We start from the raw sequence: 19,004 nt of genomic DNA on the forward strand, positions 1-19,004 counted from the left end.
AGCCCACGCGCGGCGCGCGGCTTGAGGAACACGGCGCTGGCGACGCAGACGGCGCTGCCCGCACCGGCGATCCAGGGCGAGCCCAGGGCCAGACCGGCGAGCCCGGTGGCGATTCCAATCCAAAGTGCAGGGTAGGCAAACACGGCGTGGCCTCGAGGCGCAGAGTCGAATGGCCGGCACGATAGAGAGCAGGCATGGATCGCGGTATCAGGCAAAACCCTAGGCGGCCCTAGGGTGTCCTAGGGTGTCCTAGGGTGTAGAAGCCCTAAAGTTTTCGTCTTCGCTGCCGAGCCGGGAACGTCCGCCCCGCGTCACCCATCGGGCTGCACGGTCACGGCGCGATAGGCGAACTAGGCTGGATAGAGCGCTCGCGCAGAAACAGCTACCCCTGGGATGCCTCAAGCAGTGGCACCCCTCGACCTCAGGTAACGATTCGTAGATGACGGAGCGTGTTTCAGACATCGATCGCCCGGACCGATCCCGCCAGCTATTGCGCTGGATGCCCTGGTCCATGGCCGCGTTGCATGCGGGGCTCGTCGTGCTGGGTGGAATCTGGTTCGGCGCGCTGCTGCCGGCCGCGAGCCCCTGGTGGCTGCTGACCTTCTTGCTGCTCTCGACCGCACTCATGTGGTTGGCCGGCCGTGCCATCGCCCGCTCGGTGCTGGACGAGCAGAGCGCTGCACCACGGTGGGGATTCGCCGACAGGCGCCCAACGCAGAGCATCCAGACGCCGCAACTCGACCAGAGCGGCAGCTACGCACCACGCATCTATGAACGGATGGTCGCCAACCTTCCAGACGGCGTTGTGATCATCCGCAACGGGCGGATCCGCTACTGCAACGCCGCGGCTGAGCACCTGTTCAACGCTTCGCCCCAGGCATCGCCCGCAGCCGGCGAACTGGACCGCTACATCGCACCGCATCAGCGCGTGCTCGAAGCCGAGCGGCTTAGCCGCCTGCAGTGCGGCGTGATCGATCCGGTGTGCTTTCGCCATGTCTCCCTGCTGCGCTCGGATGGCAGCCCGTTCCAGGCCGAGGTGTGCGAGCTGTTGCTGGAAAACGACGGGCACCATGACGTCCTGCTCCTGCTGCGCGACATCAGCGAATCGGAGCGAATGCGGGTGGACCTGGAGCAGGCTAATCAGCGTCTGCAGCATCTGTCGCAGCGGCTGATGGAAGTCCAGGAAATTCAGCGCCGCCAACTCGCGCGCGACCTGCACGACGATATCGGCCAGCAGCTCACAGGCCTCAAGCTGCATCTGCAGCGCCTGACCGGCTCGCTGGCACATGAACCGGCGCTGGCTGCGCTGACCAAGCAACTGAGCGATGCCGCCGACGACGCGCTTGACAAGGTTCGCAGCCTGTCGCTCGCCCTGCATCCGCTGCAACTCGAAACACTGGGACTACAAGCGGCGGTGCATTGGCACCTGTCGCGGTTTCTCGAAGCCGCACACACCCGCTGGTCGCTTAAGTTCGACGGCGAAACGGTCGACCTTTCTCCCGATATCGCGCTGGTTGCGTTCCGTATCGTTCAGGAGGCGGTGAACAACGTCGCCCGTCATGCCCGCGCCAGCCGCGTGGACGTATGCATTCACCGCACTGACAATGCCTTGCGCGTCGAAGTGGCCGACGATGGCGTAGGCTTCGACTGTGAAGCAGCGCGCGCGCGCGCTCAAAGCCTGGGGCTGACCAGCATGGAGGAACGCGTCGCCGCGTTGAGCGGGGAACTCGATATAGCAAGCCTCAGCGGGATCGGCACCCGGGTGACAGTGCGTCTGCCGATAGCGGACCCACCTGCTCGCAACCCATCCCCGCATAACGGAGTACACGCATGAAACGGGTAGCACTGATCGACGATCATGGACTGGTCAGGGCAGGCCTACGGGCGCTGGTACAGGACCAGCCGGGATACGAAGTGGTGGCCGAAGGGGCCGACGGTAGCGAAGTTCACGGAATTCTGACCCGGCTCAAGCCGGATATCCTGCTGCTGGACATCAGTATGAAACACATGAGCGGCCTGGACGCCTTGCGCCAGTGGCGCGCCGAATTTCCCAGCGTTCAGATTCTGATCCTGTCGATGCACACCACGGCCGATTATGTCCTGCAGGCCCTGCGCCTGGGTGCCAGCGGCTATCTGCTCAAGGACGCCGCCGCGCAGGAACTGGAGCTGGCGCTCGGAGCGCTGTCGCGCAACGAGTCGTACCTGAGCCCGGGTATCGCCCAGACGGTGATCCAGTCGGCGGTGATCGAAGGGGGTCAGCGCACGCAGCCCGCTGCACCATCACTGACGCCACGGCAGTTGGAGATCCTGCGGTTGATCGTGCGTGGCGTTTCGACACGTGACATTGCCAACGGGTTAGGCCTGAGCGTGAAGACGGTGGATGCGCACCGGGCGCAAATCATGGACCGTCTCAACTTACGTGACGTACCGTCGCTGGTGCTCTACGCCTTGCGCAAAGGCCTGGTCAGCGAGGAAGACTGAGAAACCTGCGCGCCCGCCGTCGTGGGCCAAGCCGCGCTTCGCCCGGGTGGACTGATCATTTTTCAACCGATCCTCTACAAGCCAGGCGGGCAGCGGCCTGGCGCCTCGTTTCCCCACTTTATCCACAGAGCGCCCCACAGCAATACTGGACAACTTCGGCGCTTGCTCCGGCCCCTGATCGACGCACCGCTGTCAAGAAAAAAAAGCCGCTGTACAAACACTTACAAAGGCGATGGGCCAATTGATCAGTTATTGATCAGTGCTTGCAACGCCAGGGTTCATGCCTGCTCGAAGAAACCACGAATAGGTTATCCACAGAAGCTTGCACAGCCTTCGGGGATAAGTTTCATGCGCTATCGAGGCGATGAGCAAAAGCTACGAGGCAGGGACATCAAGGAGCGACTAGGCTTGTTTCAACCGTCAAGGAGCTGCCCCAAATGCCTAGCCTAGAGATGATCCAGACCCTGTTCGCCAATTACGCCCTGGGGATCAGTGGCGCTTGCATCGGCGAGCCCGGTTGATACTTGGCCGTTGGGGACGCCGGCGTTACGCTGCCAGCCGTTCAACTGACGGAGTCGATGATGTCCCTGCGTTCGATATGCGTGTTCTGCGGCGCCAGTACCGGTCACAACCCGGCCTACAGCCAGGCGGCTGAGGCCCTCGGCCAGACGCTGGCCCGCAATCACATCAGGCTGGTCTACGGTGGCGGCGCCGTCGGCTTGATGGGTGTGGTGGCCGATGCCGCCATGGCCGCCGGCGGCGAGGTCGTCGGCATCATTCCGCAAAGCCTCAAGGATGCCGAAGTCGGCCACCCTGGCCTGACCCGATTGGAGGTGGTCGATGGCATGCATGCCCGCAAGGCGCGCATGGCCGAGCTGTCGGATGCCTTCATTGCCCTTCCGGGCGGCCTCGGTACGCTGGAGGAGCTGTTCGAAGTCTGGACCTGGGGCCAGTTGGGCTATCACCGCAAGCCGCTTGGCCTGCTCGACACGAACCAGTTCTACAGCAAGCTCAGTCATTTCCTCGACCACCTCGTCGAAGAGGGCTTCGTCAAGGCACCGCATCGAGGCATGTTGCAGCGCAGCGAGTCGCCCGAGGCGCTGCTGCAATTGCTCAACGACTGGCAACCTAACGCCGACACACGTTGGAGCAAGCGCGCAGCGGTGCCGGCATCCAGCTGATCGCGCTGTACAAAAAACGCGCAGCCCGGCGCAAGCCCCACCGCATATGGGCTGCGCCTGGTTTCACCAGTGTTATCCACAACACGCTCCACAGTAATCGGGGATAACTGCCTTCTAGAGCTTTCCCCGGCGCAAAAAACAAAGAAAAATAGCGCGTCATCTCGTTAGATGCTGTATTCCGAGCGCCCATAAGCCCCATCGCGACGGATTGATCAAAAAGCGACCACACGCCTGAAAGCCGCGCGTTGCAACGCGCTTGGCCGTTCACCCCTAGCTTATCCACAGAACGCTTAACAGATATTCGGGATAAGTCAGCAGCTGCCCAGCACACCGCGGTGCAGACGGACGAACTTCGCTCGCGCCTGCGCCTCCAATTCGTTACGCCCGATCCATGGAGCCTGCTATGCCGTCCCGGTCCTTTACTACACAGCACCTGCTCATCGAGCCGGAGCCGATCCGATGATGGGTTTCCTGGCGCTGGTACTGGTGGCCTTCGTCTGTTTCGCGCTGGTTTTTTTCATCAAGCAGCGCCAGTACGACCATCCAGCCCTGCGCATGCCCTATGCGCTGAGGCAGCCGTTCTTTCAACCCAGTGAACGGGAGCTGCTGGCGCTGCTGCAGCAGGCGATGGGCGAGCGCTTCGTCATCTTCGGTAAGGTGCGTATGGCGGACGTCGTGGAGGTCACCGCGGTTCCGCGTCGTGCGCCCTGGTATCGGGCCGTCAATCGCATCTCGGCGGCACGGTTCGACTTTCTGCTATGCGACCGGCAAAGCCTCGAGCCGCGGTGCGCCATCGAAATGGAGCCGCCCAGCGAGGCCAACGCCTTCGTCGAGGAGCTGTGCCAGACGATAGGCCTACCGCTGGTCCGTCTGTCACCGGATACGGCTCGGGGCTATGACAGCCTTCGTAGTGCCATCGACCGAGCGTTGACCACGGCAGGCTAGGCTTACCGAGCAGCAACCGAGTGTGCGGAATGTGCGGTGCGACGCCCGACTCGGATGCCACCCCGCTCTTGCAGAATGCCGGCCTGCGCCAGTCGGTGCTGGCCGGGCAATGTGCTTCTTCGGTCCGGGCCGACATCCAAGCGTTCGCCGATCCGGCGAGCGATTCGAAGCGGACTGGCAAGACGATTCACGTGCTCAGGTTCCGGCGAACGGCCTGACTGACGACCTCCACAAGCGTTCTGTTCGGAGACACCCAACAATCATGAGCATGACATGTCGTTGAAAACCCGCCTGACGGCCCTGATCCAGCTGATCTCGAAACTTATCGGCCGTTATCCCGGCACCGTCGCCCTGTTCGGCTTCTGCTCGGGCCTGGCCAGCTTCGTGCTGGTGGAGCGCCAGGCCGGGCTGGCCAAGGTGATTGCCGCGCTGATGCTGGTCAGCTGGCTCTGGTTGATGCTCGAAACCAGCCTGCGCCGCGGCCTGGAGCGTCGTTTCGGTTGGAAAGTGCCACCGCCCCTGCTGCGCTACGTGACGCAGATGGTCCATCAGGAAAGCCTGTTTTTCATCATCCCGTTCTTTTTCATCACGACGACCTGGAACAGCGGCCAGTCGGTATTCACCGTGATGCTCAGTATCGCCGCGCTGGTCTCGCTGGTCGATCCGCTGTACTACAAATGGCTGGCGCCACGACGCTGGGTCTACCTGGCGTTCCATGCCCTGACCCTGTTCGCCGTCCTGCTGACGGCGCTGCCGATCATCTTTCACCTCTCGACGCCACAGAGCTACCTCTGGGCTCTGGGTATCGCCGTGGTACTGGCTCTGCCGAGCCTCAGCGGGCTGTTCGCAACATGGAACTGGAAAAGCATCCTCGGCATGCTGGCGCTCGCCGCGGCGGTCGGTCTGGCCGGCTGGGTGGGGCGCACCTGGGTCCCGCCGGCGACGCTCTGGCTGACCGATGTCGCGGTCACGCGCAGCTTCGACAATGCGTCGCGGCAACCGGGCGATCGTCTCCGGCAGCTGACACTGCAAGAGCTGCGAGGCAACGGCCTCTACGCCTACACCGCGATCAACGCGCCACGGGGCCTGAAGGAGCGCATCTACCATGAGTGGATATACAACGGCAGGCAGGTCGACCGGATTCCGCTGGAGATCAGCGGCGGCCGCGATGCGGGCTATCGCGCCTGGACGCACAAACGCAACTTTCCCGAGCGGGCCGCCGGCAAATGGCGCGTGCGGGTGGTCACCGAGGCTGGGCAGATGATCGGCATGCTGCGCTTCGAGGTCGTCGACTGAACCGCTGAAGCCCAGCGGCACTCATACAGCCAAAGCCCATTCAGCAAAGGTCGGAGGATGCATGGAATGGTGGGAGATCCTGAGCCGTACGGTCGCCTCGGAGTTTTCCGACCTGCCTGACCTGGAACACGCGATCCGCATTTCGCTACGCCTGCTGATCGCGGCGCTGCTGGGCGGCGCCCTGGGGTACGAACGCGAGTACAAGGGCAAGGCTGCGGGGCTGCGTACCCACATGCTGGTCTCGCTCGGCGCCGCGCTCTTCGTTCTAGTGCCGCTGGAAGCGGGGATGAAGATCGAAGACATCTCCCGCGTCATGCAGGGCATCATCACCGGCATCGGCTTTCTCGGCGCCGGCACCATACTCAAGGGCGACTCCCTTCAGGACGTCAAAGGGCTCACCACGGCAGCGGGCATCTGGCTGACTTCTGCCATCGGCATCGCCGCGGGCCTGGGACATGAATCAACCGCCGTGCTCACCACCTGTTTCGCATTCGTGATATTGAAACTGATGCCGCGCCTGGAGCGGCACGTGGCAAAAACCTCGCCCCACAAAGAAAGCGACAGCGACCCCAGCTAGACTTCAGCTCGTCAGGCCATCACCGCCCTCATCAGGAGTCGCTATGCACTGCCAGCCACATCATGTCGCGTCCCTTGCCGTCGTGCTCGCCTTGGCCGGTTGTGGCGACACCGCGACGCTGCCGGTCGAGACGGGCTACGGACCGGCCCCCGTCCTGCCCGAACCGACCCGCTCGATGATCCCCACCGTCAACATCGCCAAGGCCACGGGATGGCCCGAGGGCCGCAAGCCGCAGGCGGCCGAGGGATTGCGCGTGGAGGCCTTTGCCCGTGATCTCGATCATCCGCGTTGGCTGTATGTCCTACCCAACGGCGACGTGCTGGTCGCCGAGTCCGATGCGCCGGCCAAGCCCGAAGACGGCCACGGCCTTCGTGGCTGGATCATGAAGAAGCTCATGGCCCGGGCCGGTTCCGGTGGCAAAAGCGCCGACCGCATCACGCTGCTGCGCGACACCAACGGCGACGGCAGTCCTGACAAACGCACCCAGTTTCTCGAGGGCCTGCACTCGCCCTTCGGCATGGCGCTGATCGCCGATCAGTTCTATGTGGCCAATACCAATGCGCTGGTCCGCTTTCCTTATCGCGACGGCGCACTGCGCATCGAAGCAACCGGTGAAAAGGTCGTCGACCTGCCTGCCGGCCCCATCAACCATCACTGGACCAAGAACGTCATCGCCAGCCCGGGCGGCTCGCGCCTTTACGTCACCAGTGGCTCCAACAGCAACGTCGCAGAGAACGGCATGGCGGTAGAGGAGAACCGTGCGGCGATCCTCGAAGTCGATCCGTTGAGCAAGACGCTGCGTCTGTTCGCTTCCGGCCTGCGCAATCCCAACGGGCTGGCCTGGCAGCCCGACAGCGGTGCACTCTGGACCACGGTCAACGAGCGCGACGAGATCGGCAGCGACCTGGTGCCCGACTACATGACCTCGGTGCAACGCGGCGGCTTCTACGGCTGGCCGTACAGCTACTACGGGCAGCACCTCGACACGCGGGTCGAACCGCAGCGACCTGAGCTGGTTGCCAGGGCCTTGGTGCCTGACTACGCCCTCGGTGCGCACACCGCCTCACTGGGGCTGGCCTTTTATGAGGGCTCGTCATTGCCTGAACGCTACCGCCACGGCGCCTTCGTCGGCCAGCACGGCTCCTGGAACCGCAAGCCGCGCAGCGGCTACAAGGTGGTGTTCGTGCCGTTCAAGGACGGCCAGCCGGACGGTGCTGCAGAAGACGTCCTGACCGGCTTCCTCGATGAACAGGAGCAGGCCATGGGCCGCCCCGTTGGCGTCGCGGTGGACAAGACCGGCGCCGTGCTGGTGGCCGATGATGTCGGCGGCGTGATCTGGCGGGTGACTCCGGCGAATGAATGAGAACGGTGACCTGGCCCCGTGCGGAGGACAGCGCTCCATGGAGCCTTGGTCTGCGTATTCATCACGCCCTCAGAGGACCACCGGCAGCCGGTGGGCCAGACGTATCTCTTGCTCAGAAAGCTCGACGCCATAAGCCAGCACCTCTACGCCCGCTGCCACCGCCTCACGTAGCGCATCGGCGTACAAAGGATCGATCTCGCTCGCCGGACGGACCGCCTCGATCCCGGTCAGGTTCACGCAATACAGCTGCACGGCGCGTATACCCTCGCGCGCCAGCGCTGCCAGCTCGCGCAGGTGGCGTGCGCCACGAGTGGTCACTGCATCGGGAAAGGCCGCAACGGCGGTATCGCCGAAGCCGAGGGTGACGCTCTTGACCTCGACGTACGCAGGCCCCGCCGGATAATCCAGACGGAAATCCACACGGCTGTTCTCGACGCCATAGGCCACCTCGCGCTTGAGCGCGGTGAAGCCGGCCAGCTCGCCAATCACACCCGCCAGCAGCGCCTCTTCGACCAACCGGTTGGCTCGGGCGGTGTTGACACAGGCCAGGCGCCCCTGAGGCGTCTCCACCAGCTCCCAGGTGCCGGGCAGCTTGCGCTTGGGATCGCTGTTGCGCTGGAACCAGACGCGCGCGCCTTCGCCCATGCAATTGAGCATCGAACCGGTATTGGGGCAGTGAATGCATAGGTGTTCGCCTTCATCGGTAACGATGTCCGCGAGAAAGCGCTTATAGCGCCGCACTAGCCGGCCCTGTTCCAGAGCAGTAGTGAAGCGCATCAGGCTTGCCAGCTCAGCAGACCGCGAGCGATGCGCTCGACCGCCTGCTGCAGACGCGACAGATCCTGCGTATAGGCGAAGCGCACGTGATGTCCGGCCTGGTGACGACCGAAATCGAGCCCCGGCGTGATCGCCACGAACTCGGTTTCGAGCATGTGCTGGCAGAACCCATAGGCGTCGCCGCCGAACGCCGAGATGTCCGCGTACAGGTAGAAGGCCCCCTGCGGCTCGACGGCGATGCCGAACCCCAGCTCGCGCAACGCGGGCAGCAGGTAGTCGCGCCGCCTGGCGAACTCGGCCCGACGCGCCTCGAGAATTTCGATGGTGCCGGGTTGGAAACAGGCCAGTGCGGCGTGCTGGGCCATGGTCGGTGCACTGATGTAAAGGTTCTGCGCCAGCTTTTCCAGCTCTGGAACAGCCGCTGGCGGCGCCACCAGCCAGCCCAGCCGCCAGCCGGTCATGCCGAAGTACTTGGAGAAACTGTTCAGCACGAAGGCCGAGTCGTCCACCTCCAGCACGCTCGCGGCATCGGTGCCATAGGTGAGGCCATGGTAGATCTCGTCGACGACCAGATGCCCACCCCGCGCCTTCAGCGCCGAGGAGAGGCCGCCCAGCTCGTCGCGATCGAGCAAGGTGCCGGTCGGATTGGCCGGCGAGGCGACCAGCGCGCCGACGCTGTCCTGATCCCAGTAGCGCTCGATCAGATCGGGGGTCAGTTGATAGCGGACGTCGGGACCCACCGGCACCAACTGTGCGGCGCCTTCGATCAAGCGCAGGAAGTGCCGATTGCAGGGGTAGCCGGGATCGGCCAGCAGCCAATGTTTGCCCGGGTCGACCAGCAGGCTGCTGGCAAGCAGCAAAGCGCCGGATCCGCCGGGAGTAATCAGCACGCGCTCGGGGTCAATAGACAGTTGATAGCGCTCGGCGTAGAAACCGGCGATCGCCTCGCGCAGCTGTGGCAGCCCTCGGGCGGCGGTGTAGCGAGTATGACCGGCAGCGAGAGCAGCCTGTCCGGCCGCGACTATGGGTTCGGCGGTGGTGAAGTCCGGCTCACCGATTTCCAGGTGAATCACGTCACGCCCCAGCGCCTGCAATTCATTGGCTCGGGCCAGCAGCGCCATGACGTGAAAGGGTTCGATTGCACGGCTACGCGCGCTATATGACGAGGTCATCTGACCTTCCTGAAGAGTACAAAACGTGAATTCTACCGAAGGTCCCCCTGACACCGCAGCCACCGTGATATTCGGGAGTAGCGCACCCCGATACGATCTGGTAAGTTCGCCCGCTTGCAGCCGCAGGGCCGGCACGGGCCGGCAGAGGGATTTCACTATCCTGCGCAATGGACATAGCGAGAGGCGTTCATCCATGCCCATTACCAAAACGACACCCAGCAACCAATTGATTCGCGCCTTCGTACCCTACAAGGAGTCCAAGGGTGAGGAGTACATGAGCGACAATATGCGCGCTCATTTCACCGGCATCCTCAACAAGTGGAAACAGGAGTTGATGGAAGAAGTCGATCGCACTGTGCACCACATGCAGGACGAAGCGGCCAACTTCCCGGATCCAGCCGACCGCGCCAGCCAGGAAGAAGAATTCAGCCTGGAACTGCGTGCTCGCGATCGTGAACGCAAGCTGATCAAGAAGATTGACGAAACGCTGCAGCTGATCGAGGACAACGAATACGGCTGGTGTGATTCCTGCGGCGTCGAAATCGGCATCCGTCGCCTGGAAGCCCGCCCCACCGCCACGCTGTGCATCGATTGCAAGACGCTGGCGGAGATCAAGGAAAAGCAGATCGGTTCCTGATCCCGAACGGGGCGCTACGGCGCCCCGCTTCATTTCTGCCTGCACCTTACCAATCGCCCGCCTCGCCGCCCCTTCCGAGCCGGTCCGTCATGCCCCCTTCCGTTACCAAGCCTGCAGCCTACGTCGGTCGTTTTGCACCGACCCCCAGCGGTTATCTGCATTTCGGTTCGCTCATCGCGGCCCTGGCCTCCTTTCTCGATGCTCGCGCGGTCTGCGGCCGCTGGCTGCTGCGCATGGAGGACCTCGACCCACCACGCGAAATGCCCGGCGCGCAGGACGCCATCGTCCAGGCGCTGGAGGCCTACGGCTTCGAGTGGGACGGCCCGATGGAACGCCAGAGCGATCGACTGGACGTCTATAACGCGGTGATCGAACAACTCTGGCAGGATGGCCACGTCTATGCCTGCACCTGCTCCCGAAAACAGCTGCAACCCTTCGCCGGCCTGTATCCGGGCTTCTGCCGGGACGCCCGGCACGAGCCGATGGATGCGGCCATTCGCCTGCGGGTTCCAGACGAAGAATATGGCTTCGTCGACCGGGTACAGGGTGCGTTCTCCCAGCGGCTGCGTCGGGACGTCGGGGATTTCGTCATCCGCAGGCGCGATGGGCTCATCGCCTACCAGTTGGCCGTCGTGCTCGACGATGCCTGGCAGGGCGTGACCGACATCGTCCGTGGCGCCGACCTGCTCGACTCCACCCCGCGCCAGCTCTATCTGCAGGATCTGCTCGGGCTACCTCGGCCGCGTTACCTGCACGTACCGCTGATCATTCAGCCCGACGGCCATAAATTGGGCAAACGTTACCGCTCGCCACCGCTGCGGCCTGCGGAGGCGACGCCGCTGTTGCTTCGCGCGCTACGCGCCCTCGGCCAGCCAACTCCCGACGAGCTGAACGACGCGCTACCCAACGAGGTTCTGGCCTGGTCGATCCCGCGCTGGGATGCCGAGCGTATCCCGCGCTGCCCGACCCTGGCCGAGGCGCAGTTGCGCTAACAAAGACAAAGCCGATAAATGCCCTGAAGGCTGGATGAAGCTTGACGCCTCGAGCCTCGAGCCTTCGCTTCTCTTTGCCGGTTGTGGCCTGCCGCCTGGCGCTGCTTTACCATTCCGCTACTTCCGACACGAGTTCCAGCATGTATATCTACCGACTGGTGCTGCTCCTGGTGGTGGGGATCTACCTGTTTTCCCCCGCGATCATGGACTGGTGGATCGACCCCAACGGTGCCTGGTACCGCCCTTACCTGTTGTGGCTGATTCTCATCGTGGTGACCTTCATCCTTCAGAGTCAGCGCGATGCAGACGAGCTTTAGCCTCAGCCACCTGATCCTCATCAGCGTCGCCTACCTGCTGGTGCTGTTCGGGGTGGCCTGGGTCAGCGAGCGCGGGCTGATCCCGCGCTGGGTGATCCGTCACCCATTGACCTACACCCTTTCGCTGGGGGTATATGCCAGCGCCTGGGCGTTCTACGGTACCGTCGGCCTGGCCTACCAATACGGCTATGGCTTTCTGGCCACCTACCTGGGCGTCTGCGGTGCCTTCCTGCTGGCGCCGGTATTGCTTTATCCGATCCTGCGCATCACCCGCACCTACCAGCTGGCGTCTCTGGCGGACCTGTTCGCTTTTCGCTTCCGTAGCACCTGGAGCGGCGCGCTGACCACGATCGTCATGCTGATCGGCATGCTGCCACTGCTGGCCCTGCAGATTCAGGCGGTGGCCGACGCCATCGGTATTCTCACCCTCGAGCCCCTGCAGGAGCGCGTCGCGCTGGGCTATTGCGTGATGATCATGCTGTTCACCATCCTGTTCGGCGCCCGGCATATCGCCACGCGCGAGAAACACGAGGGCCTGGTCTTCGCCATCGCCTTCGAGTCGGTGGTCAAGCTGCTGACCTTCGGCGCCATCGGCCTGTATGCGTTGTATGTCGTGTTCGGCGGCCCGCATCAGCTGGAAATCTGGCTGCTGCAGAACCAGTCGGCCCTGCAAGCGCTGCATACGCCCTTGCAGGAAGGCCCCTGGCGCACCCTGCTGCTGGTGTTCTTCGCCTCGGCCATCGTCATGCCGCACATGTACCACATGACGTTTACCGAAAACCTCAATCCACGCGCGCTGGTCAGCGCCAGCTGGGGCCTGCCCCTCTATCTGCTGTTGATGAGCCTGGCGGTGCCGCTGATTCTCTGGGCTGGTCTCAAACTCGGCGTCAGCACCAACCCGGAATACTTCACCCTCGGCCTGGGCCTGACCGCACAAAGCGAGATGCTAACGCTGGTAGCCTTCATCGGCGGGCTGTCCGCTTCCAGCGGTCTGATCATCGTCAGCACGCTCGCCCTGTCGGGCATGGCCCTCAATCACCTGGTACTGCCGCTGTACCAGCCGCCGACCGAAGGCAACATCTATCGTTGGCTGAAGTGGACACGCCGCAGCCTGATCCTGGCGATCATCATGGCCGGCTACGGCTTTTATCTGTTGCTGGGGGCTGAGCAGGACCTGTCCAACCTGGGCATCGTTGCCTTCGTCGCCACGCTGCAATTCCTGCCCGGTGTGCTGTCCGTCCTCTACTGGCCGACCGCGAACCGCCGCGGCTACATCGTCGGATTGCTGGCTGGCATCGCGGTCTGGGTGGTCACCATGTTGTTGCCGTTGGTAGGCAACCTCGACGGCTTCTACCTCCCCCTGCTCAACGTCGTCTATGTGCTCGACGACACCAGCTGGCACCTGGCGGCGATCGCCTCGCTGGCGGTGAACGTACTGGCGTTCTCGCTGTTCTCGCTGTTCACCGAGACCAGTGCCGAGGAGCAGGCTGCCGCCGAAGCCTGCGCCGTGGAAAATGTGCGCAGGCCGCAACGACGCGAACTCGCAGCCGCATCCCCACAGGAATTCGCTACCCAACTGGCCAAGCCACTGGGCGCCAAGACCGCACAGCGGGAGGTGGAACAGGCGCTGCGAGATCTCCAGTTGCCATTCGACGAACACCGCCCCTACGCGCTGCGCCGCCTGCGCGACCGCATCGAGGCCAACCTGTCAGGCCTGATGGGCCCGAGTGTTGCCCAGGACATCGTCGAGAATTTCCTGTCTTACAAGAACGGTGCGGACAGCTACGTCACCGAAGACATCCACTTCATCGAAAGCCGCCTGGAGGACTACCACTCGCGGCTGACCGGCCTGGCCGCCGAACTCGATGCGCTGCGCCGCTATCACCGGCAGACCTTGCAAGAGCTGCCCATGGGCGTCTGCTCGCTGGCCAAGGATCAGGAAATCCTGATGTGGAACCGGGCGCTCGAAGAGCTCACCGAGATTCCCGCCCTGCAGGTGGTCGGTTCACGTCTGGCCACCATCGCCGAGCCATGGCAAAGCCTGTTGAGCGATTTCATTCAGCAGCGCGAAGAGCACCTGCACAAACAGCGGTTGCAGCTGGACGGCCATAGCCGCTGCCTGAACCTGCACAAGGCCGCGATCGCCGAGCCACTGGCGCCCGGTAACAGTGGCCTGGTGCTGCTGATCGAAGACCTCACCGAGACCCAGCAGCTGGAAGACCGCCTGGTACATTCCGAACGCCTGGCCAGCATCGGCCGGCTGGCCGCCGGTGTTGCCCATGAGATCGGCAATCCGATCACCGGCATCGCCTGCCTGGCGCAGAATCTGCGCGAGGAGCGTGAAGCCGACCATGAGATCAGCGAGATCAGCAACCAGATCGTCGAGCAGACCAAGCGCGTCTCGCGCATCGTCCAGTCGCTGATGAGCTTCGCCCACGCTGGCGGGCGCCAGCAGGACCTGTATCCGGTCAGCCTGGCCGAAGTCGCGCAGGATGCGATCGCGCTGCTCTCGCTCAACCGCCGCGGCACCGAAGTCCACTTCTTCAATCTCTGCGACCCCGGTCACCTGGCCGAAGGCGACCCGCAACGCCTCGCCCAGGTCCTGATCAACCTGCTATCCAATGCCCGCGACGCATCGGAGCCCGGCGGAGCGATTCGGGTGCGCAGCGAAGAGTCGGAGCAGACCGTTTACCTGATCGTCGAGGACGAAGGCAGCGGTATTCCACGAGCCATTCAGGACCGCCTGTTCGAGCCGTTCTTCACCACCAAGGATCCCGGCGAAGGGACGGGGCTCGGCCTTGCGCTGGTCTATTCGATCGTGGAAGAGCATTATGGGCAAATCAATATCGACAGCCCGGCGGACCCGGAAACCCAACGCGGCACCCGTTTCCGCATCACCCTGCCGCGGTATGTCGAGGCGACAGATGCCATTGAGTGAAGAGGCGATAGGCGCCGACCGCCGGTTCTCTGCCACGCAGGCCCCAGCGTACCGCTCGCCTCGCCGGAGCTTGACGAGATGACACCGCAACCCTCGCAGAAGCAGATCCACGCCGTATCGCGATCGCGTGTACAGGCCGCGCAATGTCCGCTCAGCGACACCGCGCGCTACCTGTCCACAGCCGCCTTCAGACCGTCGAGAGAGTACTGATGTCCCATATTCTGATCGTCGAAGACGAAACCATCATCCGCTCCGCCTTGCGCCGCCTGCTCGAACGCAACCAGTACGAGGTCAGCGAAGCCGGCTCGGTGCAGGAAGCGCAGGAGCGCTTCAGCATTCCCGGTTTCGACCTCATCGTCAGCGACCTGCGCCTGCCCGGCGCACCGGGTACCGAGTTGATCAAGCTCGCCGAAGGCACGCCGGTGCTGATCATGACCAGCTACGCCAGTCTGCGCTCCGCCGTGGACTCGATGAAAATGGGGGCGGTGGATTACATCGCCAAACCCTTCGACCACGACGAGATGCTGCAGACTGTCGCTCGCATCCTTCATGATCGGCAAAAAGCGGCCGCTGCCCCCGCACCTTCACGGCCTGCCGCGGCCCAGGTCGGAGCCTCCGGCGACAGCGACTCGGCCAACAGCGAGATCGGCATCATCGGCCGCTGTGGCCCGATGCAGGATCTGTTCGGCAAGATCCGCAAGGTCGCGCCGACCGATTCCAACGTCCTGATCCAGGGCGAGTCGGGCACCGGCAAGGAGCTCGTCGCCCGCGCCCTGCACAATCTTTCGCGACGCGCCAAGGCACCGATGATCTCGGTCAACTGCGCCGCGATTCCGGAAACCCTGATCGAGTCCGAACTCTTTGGCCACGAAAAGGGCGCGTTCACTGGCGCCAGCGCCGGCCGCGCCGGCCTGGTCGAGGCGGCCGATGGCGGCACCCTGTTCCTCGATGAAATCGGCGAGCTGCCGCTCGAGGCGCAAGCGCGACTGTTACGCGTGTTACAGGAGGGCGAGATTCGGCGGGTCGGCTCTACCCAGTCACAAAAAGTGGATGTCCGCCTGATCGCCGCCACCCACCGGGACCTTAAGACGCTGGCCAAGAATGGCCAGTTCCGCGAAGACCTCTACTACCGACTGCATGTGATCGCCTTGAAACTGCCGCCGTTGCGCGAGCGCGGCGCGGATGTACTGGAAATAGCCAAGGCCTTCCTGGCGCGGCAAGGCGAACGCATTGGCAACGAAGATCTGCATTTTTCCCGCGAGGCCGAGCAGGCCGTACGGCATTACGCCTGGCCGGGGAACGTACGTGAGCTGGAAAACGCCATCGAGCGGGCCGCGATTCTCAGCGAGAGCGAGGAAATCAGCGCCGAGCTGCTGGGCATCGATATCGAGCTCGACAACCTCGATGAGGACTTCGACGAGCCGTGCGCCATGCTGGGCTCGGCTGTTTCGACCAGCAACGAGCCGACCGAGGACCTCTCGCTGGAGGATTACTTCCAGCATTTCGTACTCGAGCACCAGGACCACATGACCGAGACCGAGCTTGCTCGCAAGCTCGGCATCAGCCGCAAGTGCCTGTGGGAACGTCGACAGCGCCTGGGTATCCCTCGCCGCAAAAGCAGCGCTACCGGGTAGCGGGTTGTTACCGCCCTCACCGGCACGTAACAGAAACCGGGTTCATCGGTAACGGGAACCCGGTTTTTTTCCGCCTCAAAAAATGTCTGTTTTCCTTAAGCCCTTGAAAATAAAGGATTTACAAAAACTGGCACGGCAAATGCTTTCTATCTGGCACAACAACAATAACAAGCAGACCCACAATAAGAACAAGACGTACCGGCTCTAGCAGAACAAAAACAAGAAGGCAGAGACGTAGCTAACTGATTCTTTTGGAGAGGAAATGCCGAATGGGGTTTTGCCCCACGACCAGGCCGAGAACAACAAAAACTGCATCAGCAGCGCCTGAACCTGGTTGGATCAATGATCGATGGCAAATCAGCGACCAAAGAAATCCGTTTGCTCTTGGCTCCCAACGTAGGAGCGATTCCCGGAAGCGATAGCTGAAGGGAACGGGTGATCAAACAAAAACAACACGCCCGAAATACTAATAACAACAAAGCACGCGACATCATTTAAAGGGGGAGCTTCGGCTCCCCCTAGTGCTTTCTGGCTCCGGCCGTTTTTTGACACCTCCCCGCGCTTCGTTCACCATCCCTGCTCCCGGTGCTAGAATCCACGCTCGTTTCGTGGCCATTCCCTTCGCCACCCCGTCATTTCGCCACACAGTGCCTCTCATGCTGAAAAAGCTGTTCCAGTCTTTTCGTCTTCCTCTGCGCCGATTGCCGCATCCTCGCCGCACCCCCGAAATACTGTCCAGCCGGCAGCACTCGCTGCACCGTAACGATCTGAGCCGGCACGCCGTCAGCGTCGTCGAGCGCCTTCAGCACGCCGGCTACGAAGCCTATGCCGTCGGCGGCTGCGTCCGTGATCTACTGCTGGAGGTAACGCCGAAAGACTACGACGTCGCCACCAGCGCCACCCCGGAGCAGGTGCGGGCCGAGTTTCGCAATGCCCGGGTGATCGGCCGTCGTTTCAAGCTGGTGCATGTGCATTTCGGCCGCGAGATCATCGAGGTCGCGACGTTCCGGGCGAACCATCCCGAGGCGGACGATGACGAAGACAATCACCTCGCATCACGTAACGAAAGCGGCCGAATTCTGCGCGACAACATCTATGGCACGCTGGAAGACGATGCGCAGCGGCGCGATTTCACCATCAATGCGCTGTACTACGATCCCTCGAGCGAGCGCATCCTCGATCACACCCACGGCGTCCGCGACATTCGCAACCGGCTGATCCGCCTGATCGGCGACCCCGAACAGCGCTACCAGGAAGATCCGGTGCGCATGCTCCGCGCAGTGCGCTTCGCCGCGAAGCTGGACTTCGAGATCGAACAACACAGCGCCGAGCCCATCGCCGAGCTGGCCGAGCTGTTGAACGACGTGCCCTCGGCCCGCCTGTTCGACGAGATCCTCAAGCTCTTCCTCGGCGGCAAAGCCGAACGCACCTTCGACCTGCTGCTGGAGCACGACCTTTTCGCACCGCTGTTTCCAGCCAGCGCCGAGGCGCTCGAAGACAACCCTGAGTACACCGGAACCCTGATTCGCAACGCCCTGGCCAATACCGATGAGCGTATCGCCCAGGGCAAACCGGTGACGCCTGCGTTCCTCTTCGCCGCCCTGCTCTGGCCTGCCCTGCCGGCCCGGGTCGCCGAGTTACAGGCACGCGGGCTGCCGCCGATCCCGGCGATGCAGGAAGCTGCCCACGACCTGATCTGGGAACAGTGCCAGCGCACCGCCATTCCAAAGCGATTCACCATGCCCATGCGGGAAATCTGGGATATGCAGGAGCGCCTGCCGCGTCGCCAGGGTCGTCGCGCCGACCAGTTGCTGGACAACCCACGATTCCGCGCGGGCTACGACTTCCTCCTGCTACGCGAAAGCGCCGGTGAGCAGACCGACGGCCTTGGCGAATGGTGGACCGATTATCAAGAGGCCAACGAGAGCGAACGTCGCACGATGATTCGCGGCCTCAGCAGCAAGGATGACGGCAGCGGCGCGCCACGCAAACGGCGCCGTAGCGGGCGGCGCAAGCGCGGCCCGAACGACAACGCACCGGCGTCCGCGGAATAGATGGAGCGGGTCTATATCGGCCTGGGCAGCAATCTGGCCGAACCACGCCAGCAGCTCCGCAACGCTCTCGATGCGCTGGAAAACATCCCCTCGTCCCGGCTCGCCGGCGTCTCTTCGCTGTATGTCAGCGATCCGCTCGGCCCGCCGGACCAGCCGCGCTACTACAACGCCGTTGCAGTGCTCGACACTTCCCTGGCTCCGCTGGCGCTACTCGACGCACTGCAAGCCATCGAGCAGGCGCAGGGTCGCGAACGCAAAGCCGAGCGCTGGGGGCCGCGAACGCTGGATCTGGACATTCTGCTGTTCGGCGACCGGGTACTCGCCGAACCACGCCTGACAGTCCCGCACTACCACCTGCATGCCAGGCCCTTCGTGCTCTATCCGCTCGCCGAAGTGGCGCCCGCCACCCTGCGCCTGGCCGACGGCAGGCCCCTGACCGAACTGCTGGCCGCCTGCCCCTTCGAGGGCCTGGAGCGCCTCGACGACGCGCTGTAACCGGTCGGTAACAGCCGTAACGCGGAGGTAACACTCCGATTGACTTAGCGTCCCGCCATCGGGACTATAAGCGCCCGCTACCGGCACGTGTCGGATGAGGCAGCCGCCGTCGCCGCTGGCGCCCCGACTGCAACCTCTAAGAGGA

Annotated in this window: 16 protein-coding genes; 14 read left to right on the plus strand and 2 right to left on the minus strand. The window is 63.4% G+C overall.

Going from position 1 to position 19,004, the window contains the following annotated elements; all coding sequences use genetic code 11:
* Positions 1 to 439 precede the first annotated feature (439 nt).
* The 7 genes from KCX70_RS17275 (at position 440) to KCX70_RS17305 (ending at position 7,843) form a co-directional block, all read left to right on the plus strand.
* Positions 440 to 1,834, plus strand: coding sequence for a sensor histidine kinase (locus KCX70_RS17275; protein WP_212618262.1), 1,395 nt, complete (start codon positions 440 to 442; stop codon positions 1,832 to 1,834).
* Entirely contained in the window at positions 1,831 to 2,481 is a 651-nt protein-coding gene (locus KCX70_RS17280) for a response regulator (protein WP_021205872.1), read from the plus strand. Before KCX70_RS17275 ends, KCX70_RS17280 begins: the two co-directional genes overlap by 4 nt.
* A gap of 581 nt (positions 2,482 to 3,062) precedes the next feature.
* Complete coding sequence (locus tag KCX70_RS17285; RefSeq protein ID WP_212618263.1) at positions 3,063 to 3,662, plus strand: TIGR00730 family Rossman fold protein; 600 nt, start codon at positions 3,063 to 3,065, stop codon at positions 3,660 to 3,662.
* Between the two features lie 462 nt (positions 3,663 to 4,124).
* Positions 4,125 to 4,607, plus strand: a complete 483-nt coding sequence (locus KCX70_RS17290) for a DUF2726 domain-containing protein (RefSeq protein ID WP_212620374.1) — start codon at positions 4,125 to 4,127, stop codon at positions 4,605 to 4,607.
* 273 nt (positions 4,608 to 4,880) lie between these two features.
* Complete coding sequence (locus KCX70_RS17295; protein ID WP_212618264.1) at positions 4,881 to 5,903, plus strand: DUF5924 family protein; 1,023 nt, start codon at positions 4,881 to 4,883, stop codon at positions 5,901 to 5,903.
* Positions 5,904 to 5,964: 61 nt separating this feature from the next.
* Complete coding sequence (locus KCX70_RS17300) at positions 5,965 to 6,480, plus strand: MgtC/SapB family protein (RefSeq protein WP_021205868.1); 516 nt, start codon at positions 5,965 to 5,967, stop codon at positions 6,478 to 6,480.
* A gap of 43 nt (positions 6,481 to 6,523) precedes the next feature.
* A complete protein-coding gene (locus tag KCX70_RS17305) occupies positions 6,524 to 7,843 on the plus strand; it encodes a PQQ-dependent sugar dehydrogenase (protein WP_212618265.1) in 1,320 nt (439 codons plus the stop codon).
* 69 nt (positions 7,844 to 7,912) lie between these two features.
* Here the strand turns inward: KCX70_RS17305 and sfsA are convergent, their stop codons facing one another.
* Both sfsA and KCX70_RS17315 read right to left on the minus strand, forming a co-directional pair.
* The gene (gene sfsA / locus KCX70_RS17310) at positions 7,913 to 8,620 is read right to left on the minus strand and encodes a DNA/RNA nuclease SfsA (RefSeq protein ID WP_212618266.1); all 708 of its coding nucleotides are present in this window, start codon (positions 8,618 to 8,620) and stop codon (positions 7,913 to 7,915) included.
* A complete protein-coding gene (locus tag KCX70_RS17315; RefSeq protein WP_212618267.1) occupies positions 8,620 to 9,792 on the minus strand; it encodes a pyridoxal phosphate-dependent aminotransferase in 1,173 nt (390 codons plus the stop codon). The genes sfsA and KCX70_RS17315 overlap by 1 nt, the downstream gene beginning before the upstream one ends.
* 193 nt (positions 9,793 to 9,985) lie before the next feature.
* On the opposite strand from KCX70_RS17315, the gene dksA reads away from it, so the two are divergent.
* The 7 genes from dksA to folK all read left to right on the plus strand — a co-directional run bounded on the left by dksA (position 9,986) and on the right by folK (position 18,859).
* Entirely contained in the window at positions 9,986 to 10,429 is a 444-nt protein-coding gene (gene dksA / locus KCX70_RS17320; RefSeq protein WP_021205864.1) for an RNA polymerase-binding protein DksA, read from the plus strand.
* 89 nt (positions 10,430 to 10,518) lie between these two features.
* Entirely contained in the window at positions 10,519 to 11,421 is a 903-nt protein-coding gene (gene gluQRS / locus KCX70_RS17325) for a tRNA glutamyl-Q(34) synthetase GluQRS (RefSeq protein WP_212618268.1), read from the plus strand.
* 140 nt (positions 11,422 to 11,561) lie between these two features.
* The gene (locus KCX70_RS17330; RefSeq protein WP_003095129.1) at positions 11,562 to 11,738 is read left to right on the plus strand and encodes a hypothetical protein; all 177 of its coding nucleotides are present in this window, start codon (positions 11,562 to 11,564) and stop codon (positions 11,736 to 11,738) included.
* A complete protein-coding gene (locus tag KCX70_RS17335; RefSeq protein ID WP_102853641.1) occupies positions 11,722 to 14,676 on the plus strand; it encodes a sensor histidine kinase in 2,955 nt (984 codons plus the stop codon). Before KCX70_RS17330 ends, KCX70_RS17335 begins: the two co-directional genes overlap by 17 nt.
* Positions 14,677 to 14,885: 209 nt before the next feature.
* Positions 14,886 to 16,310, plus strand: coding sequence for a sigma-54-dependent transcriptional regulator (locus KCX70_RS17340; RefSeq protein ID WP_212618269.1), 1,425 nt, complete (start codon positions 14,886 to 14,888; stop codon positions 16,308 to 16,310).
* A 656-nt stretch (positions 16,311 to 16,966) separates the two neighbouring features.
* Positions 16,967 to 18,364 carry a polynucleotide adenylyltransferase PcnB gene (locus KCX70_RS17345; RefSeq protein WP_212618270.1) on the plus strand — a complete coding sequence of 466 codons (1,398 nt, stop codon included), beginning with the start codon at positions 16,967 to 16,969 and terminating at the stop codon, positions 18,362 to 18,364.
* Positions 18,365 to 18,859: a 2-amino-4-hydroxy-6-hydroxymethyldihydropteridine diphosphokinase gene (folK, locus tag KCX70_RS17350; RefSeq protein WP_212618271.1), complete on the plus strand. Its 495-nt coding sequence runs from the start codon at positions 18,365 to 18,367 to the stop codon at positions 18,857 to 18,859.
* The last annotated feature ends 145 nt before the right edge of the window (positions 18,860 to 19,004 follow it).

The sequence above is a fragment of the Stutzerimonas stutzeri genome, from assembly GCF_018138085.1.
In the GTDB taxonomy this organism is placed as follows: domain Bacteria; phylum Pseudomonadota; class Gammaproteobacteria; order Pseudomonadales; family Pseudomonadaceae; genus Stutzerimonas; species Stutzerimonas stutzeri_AI.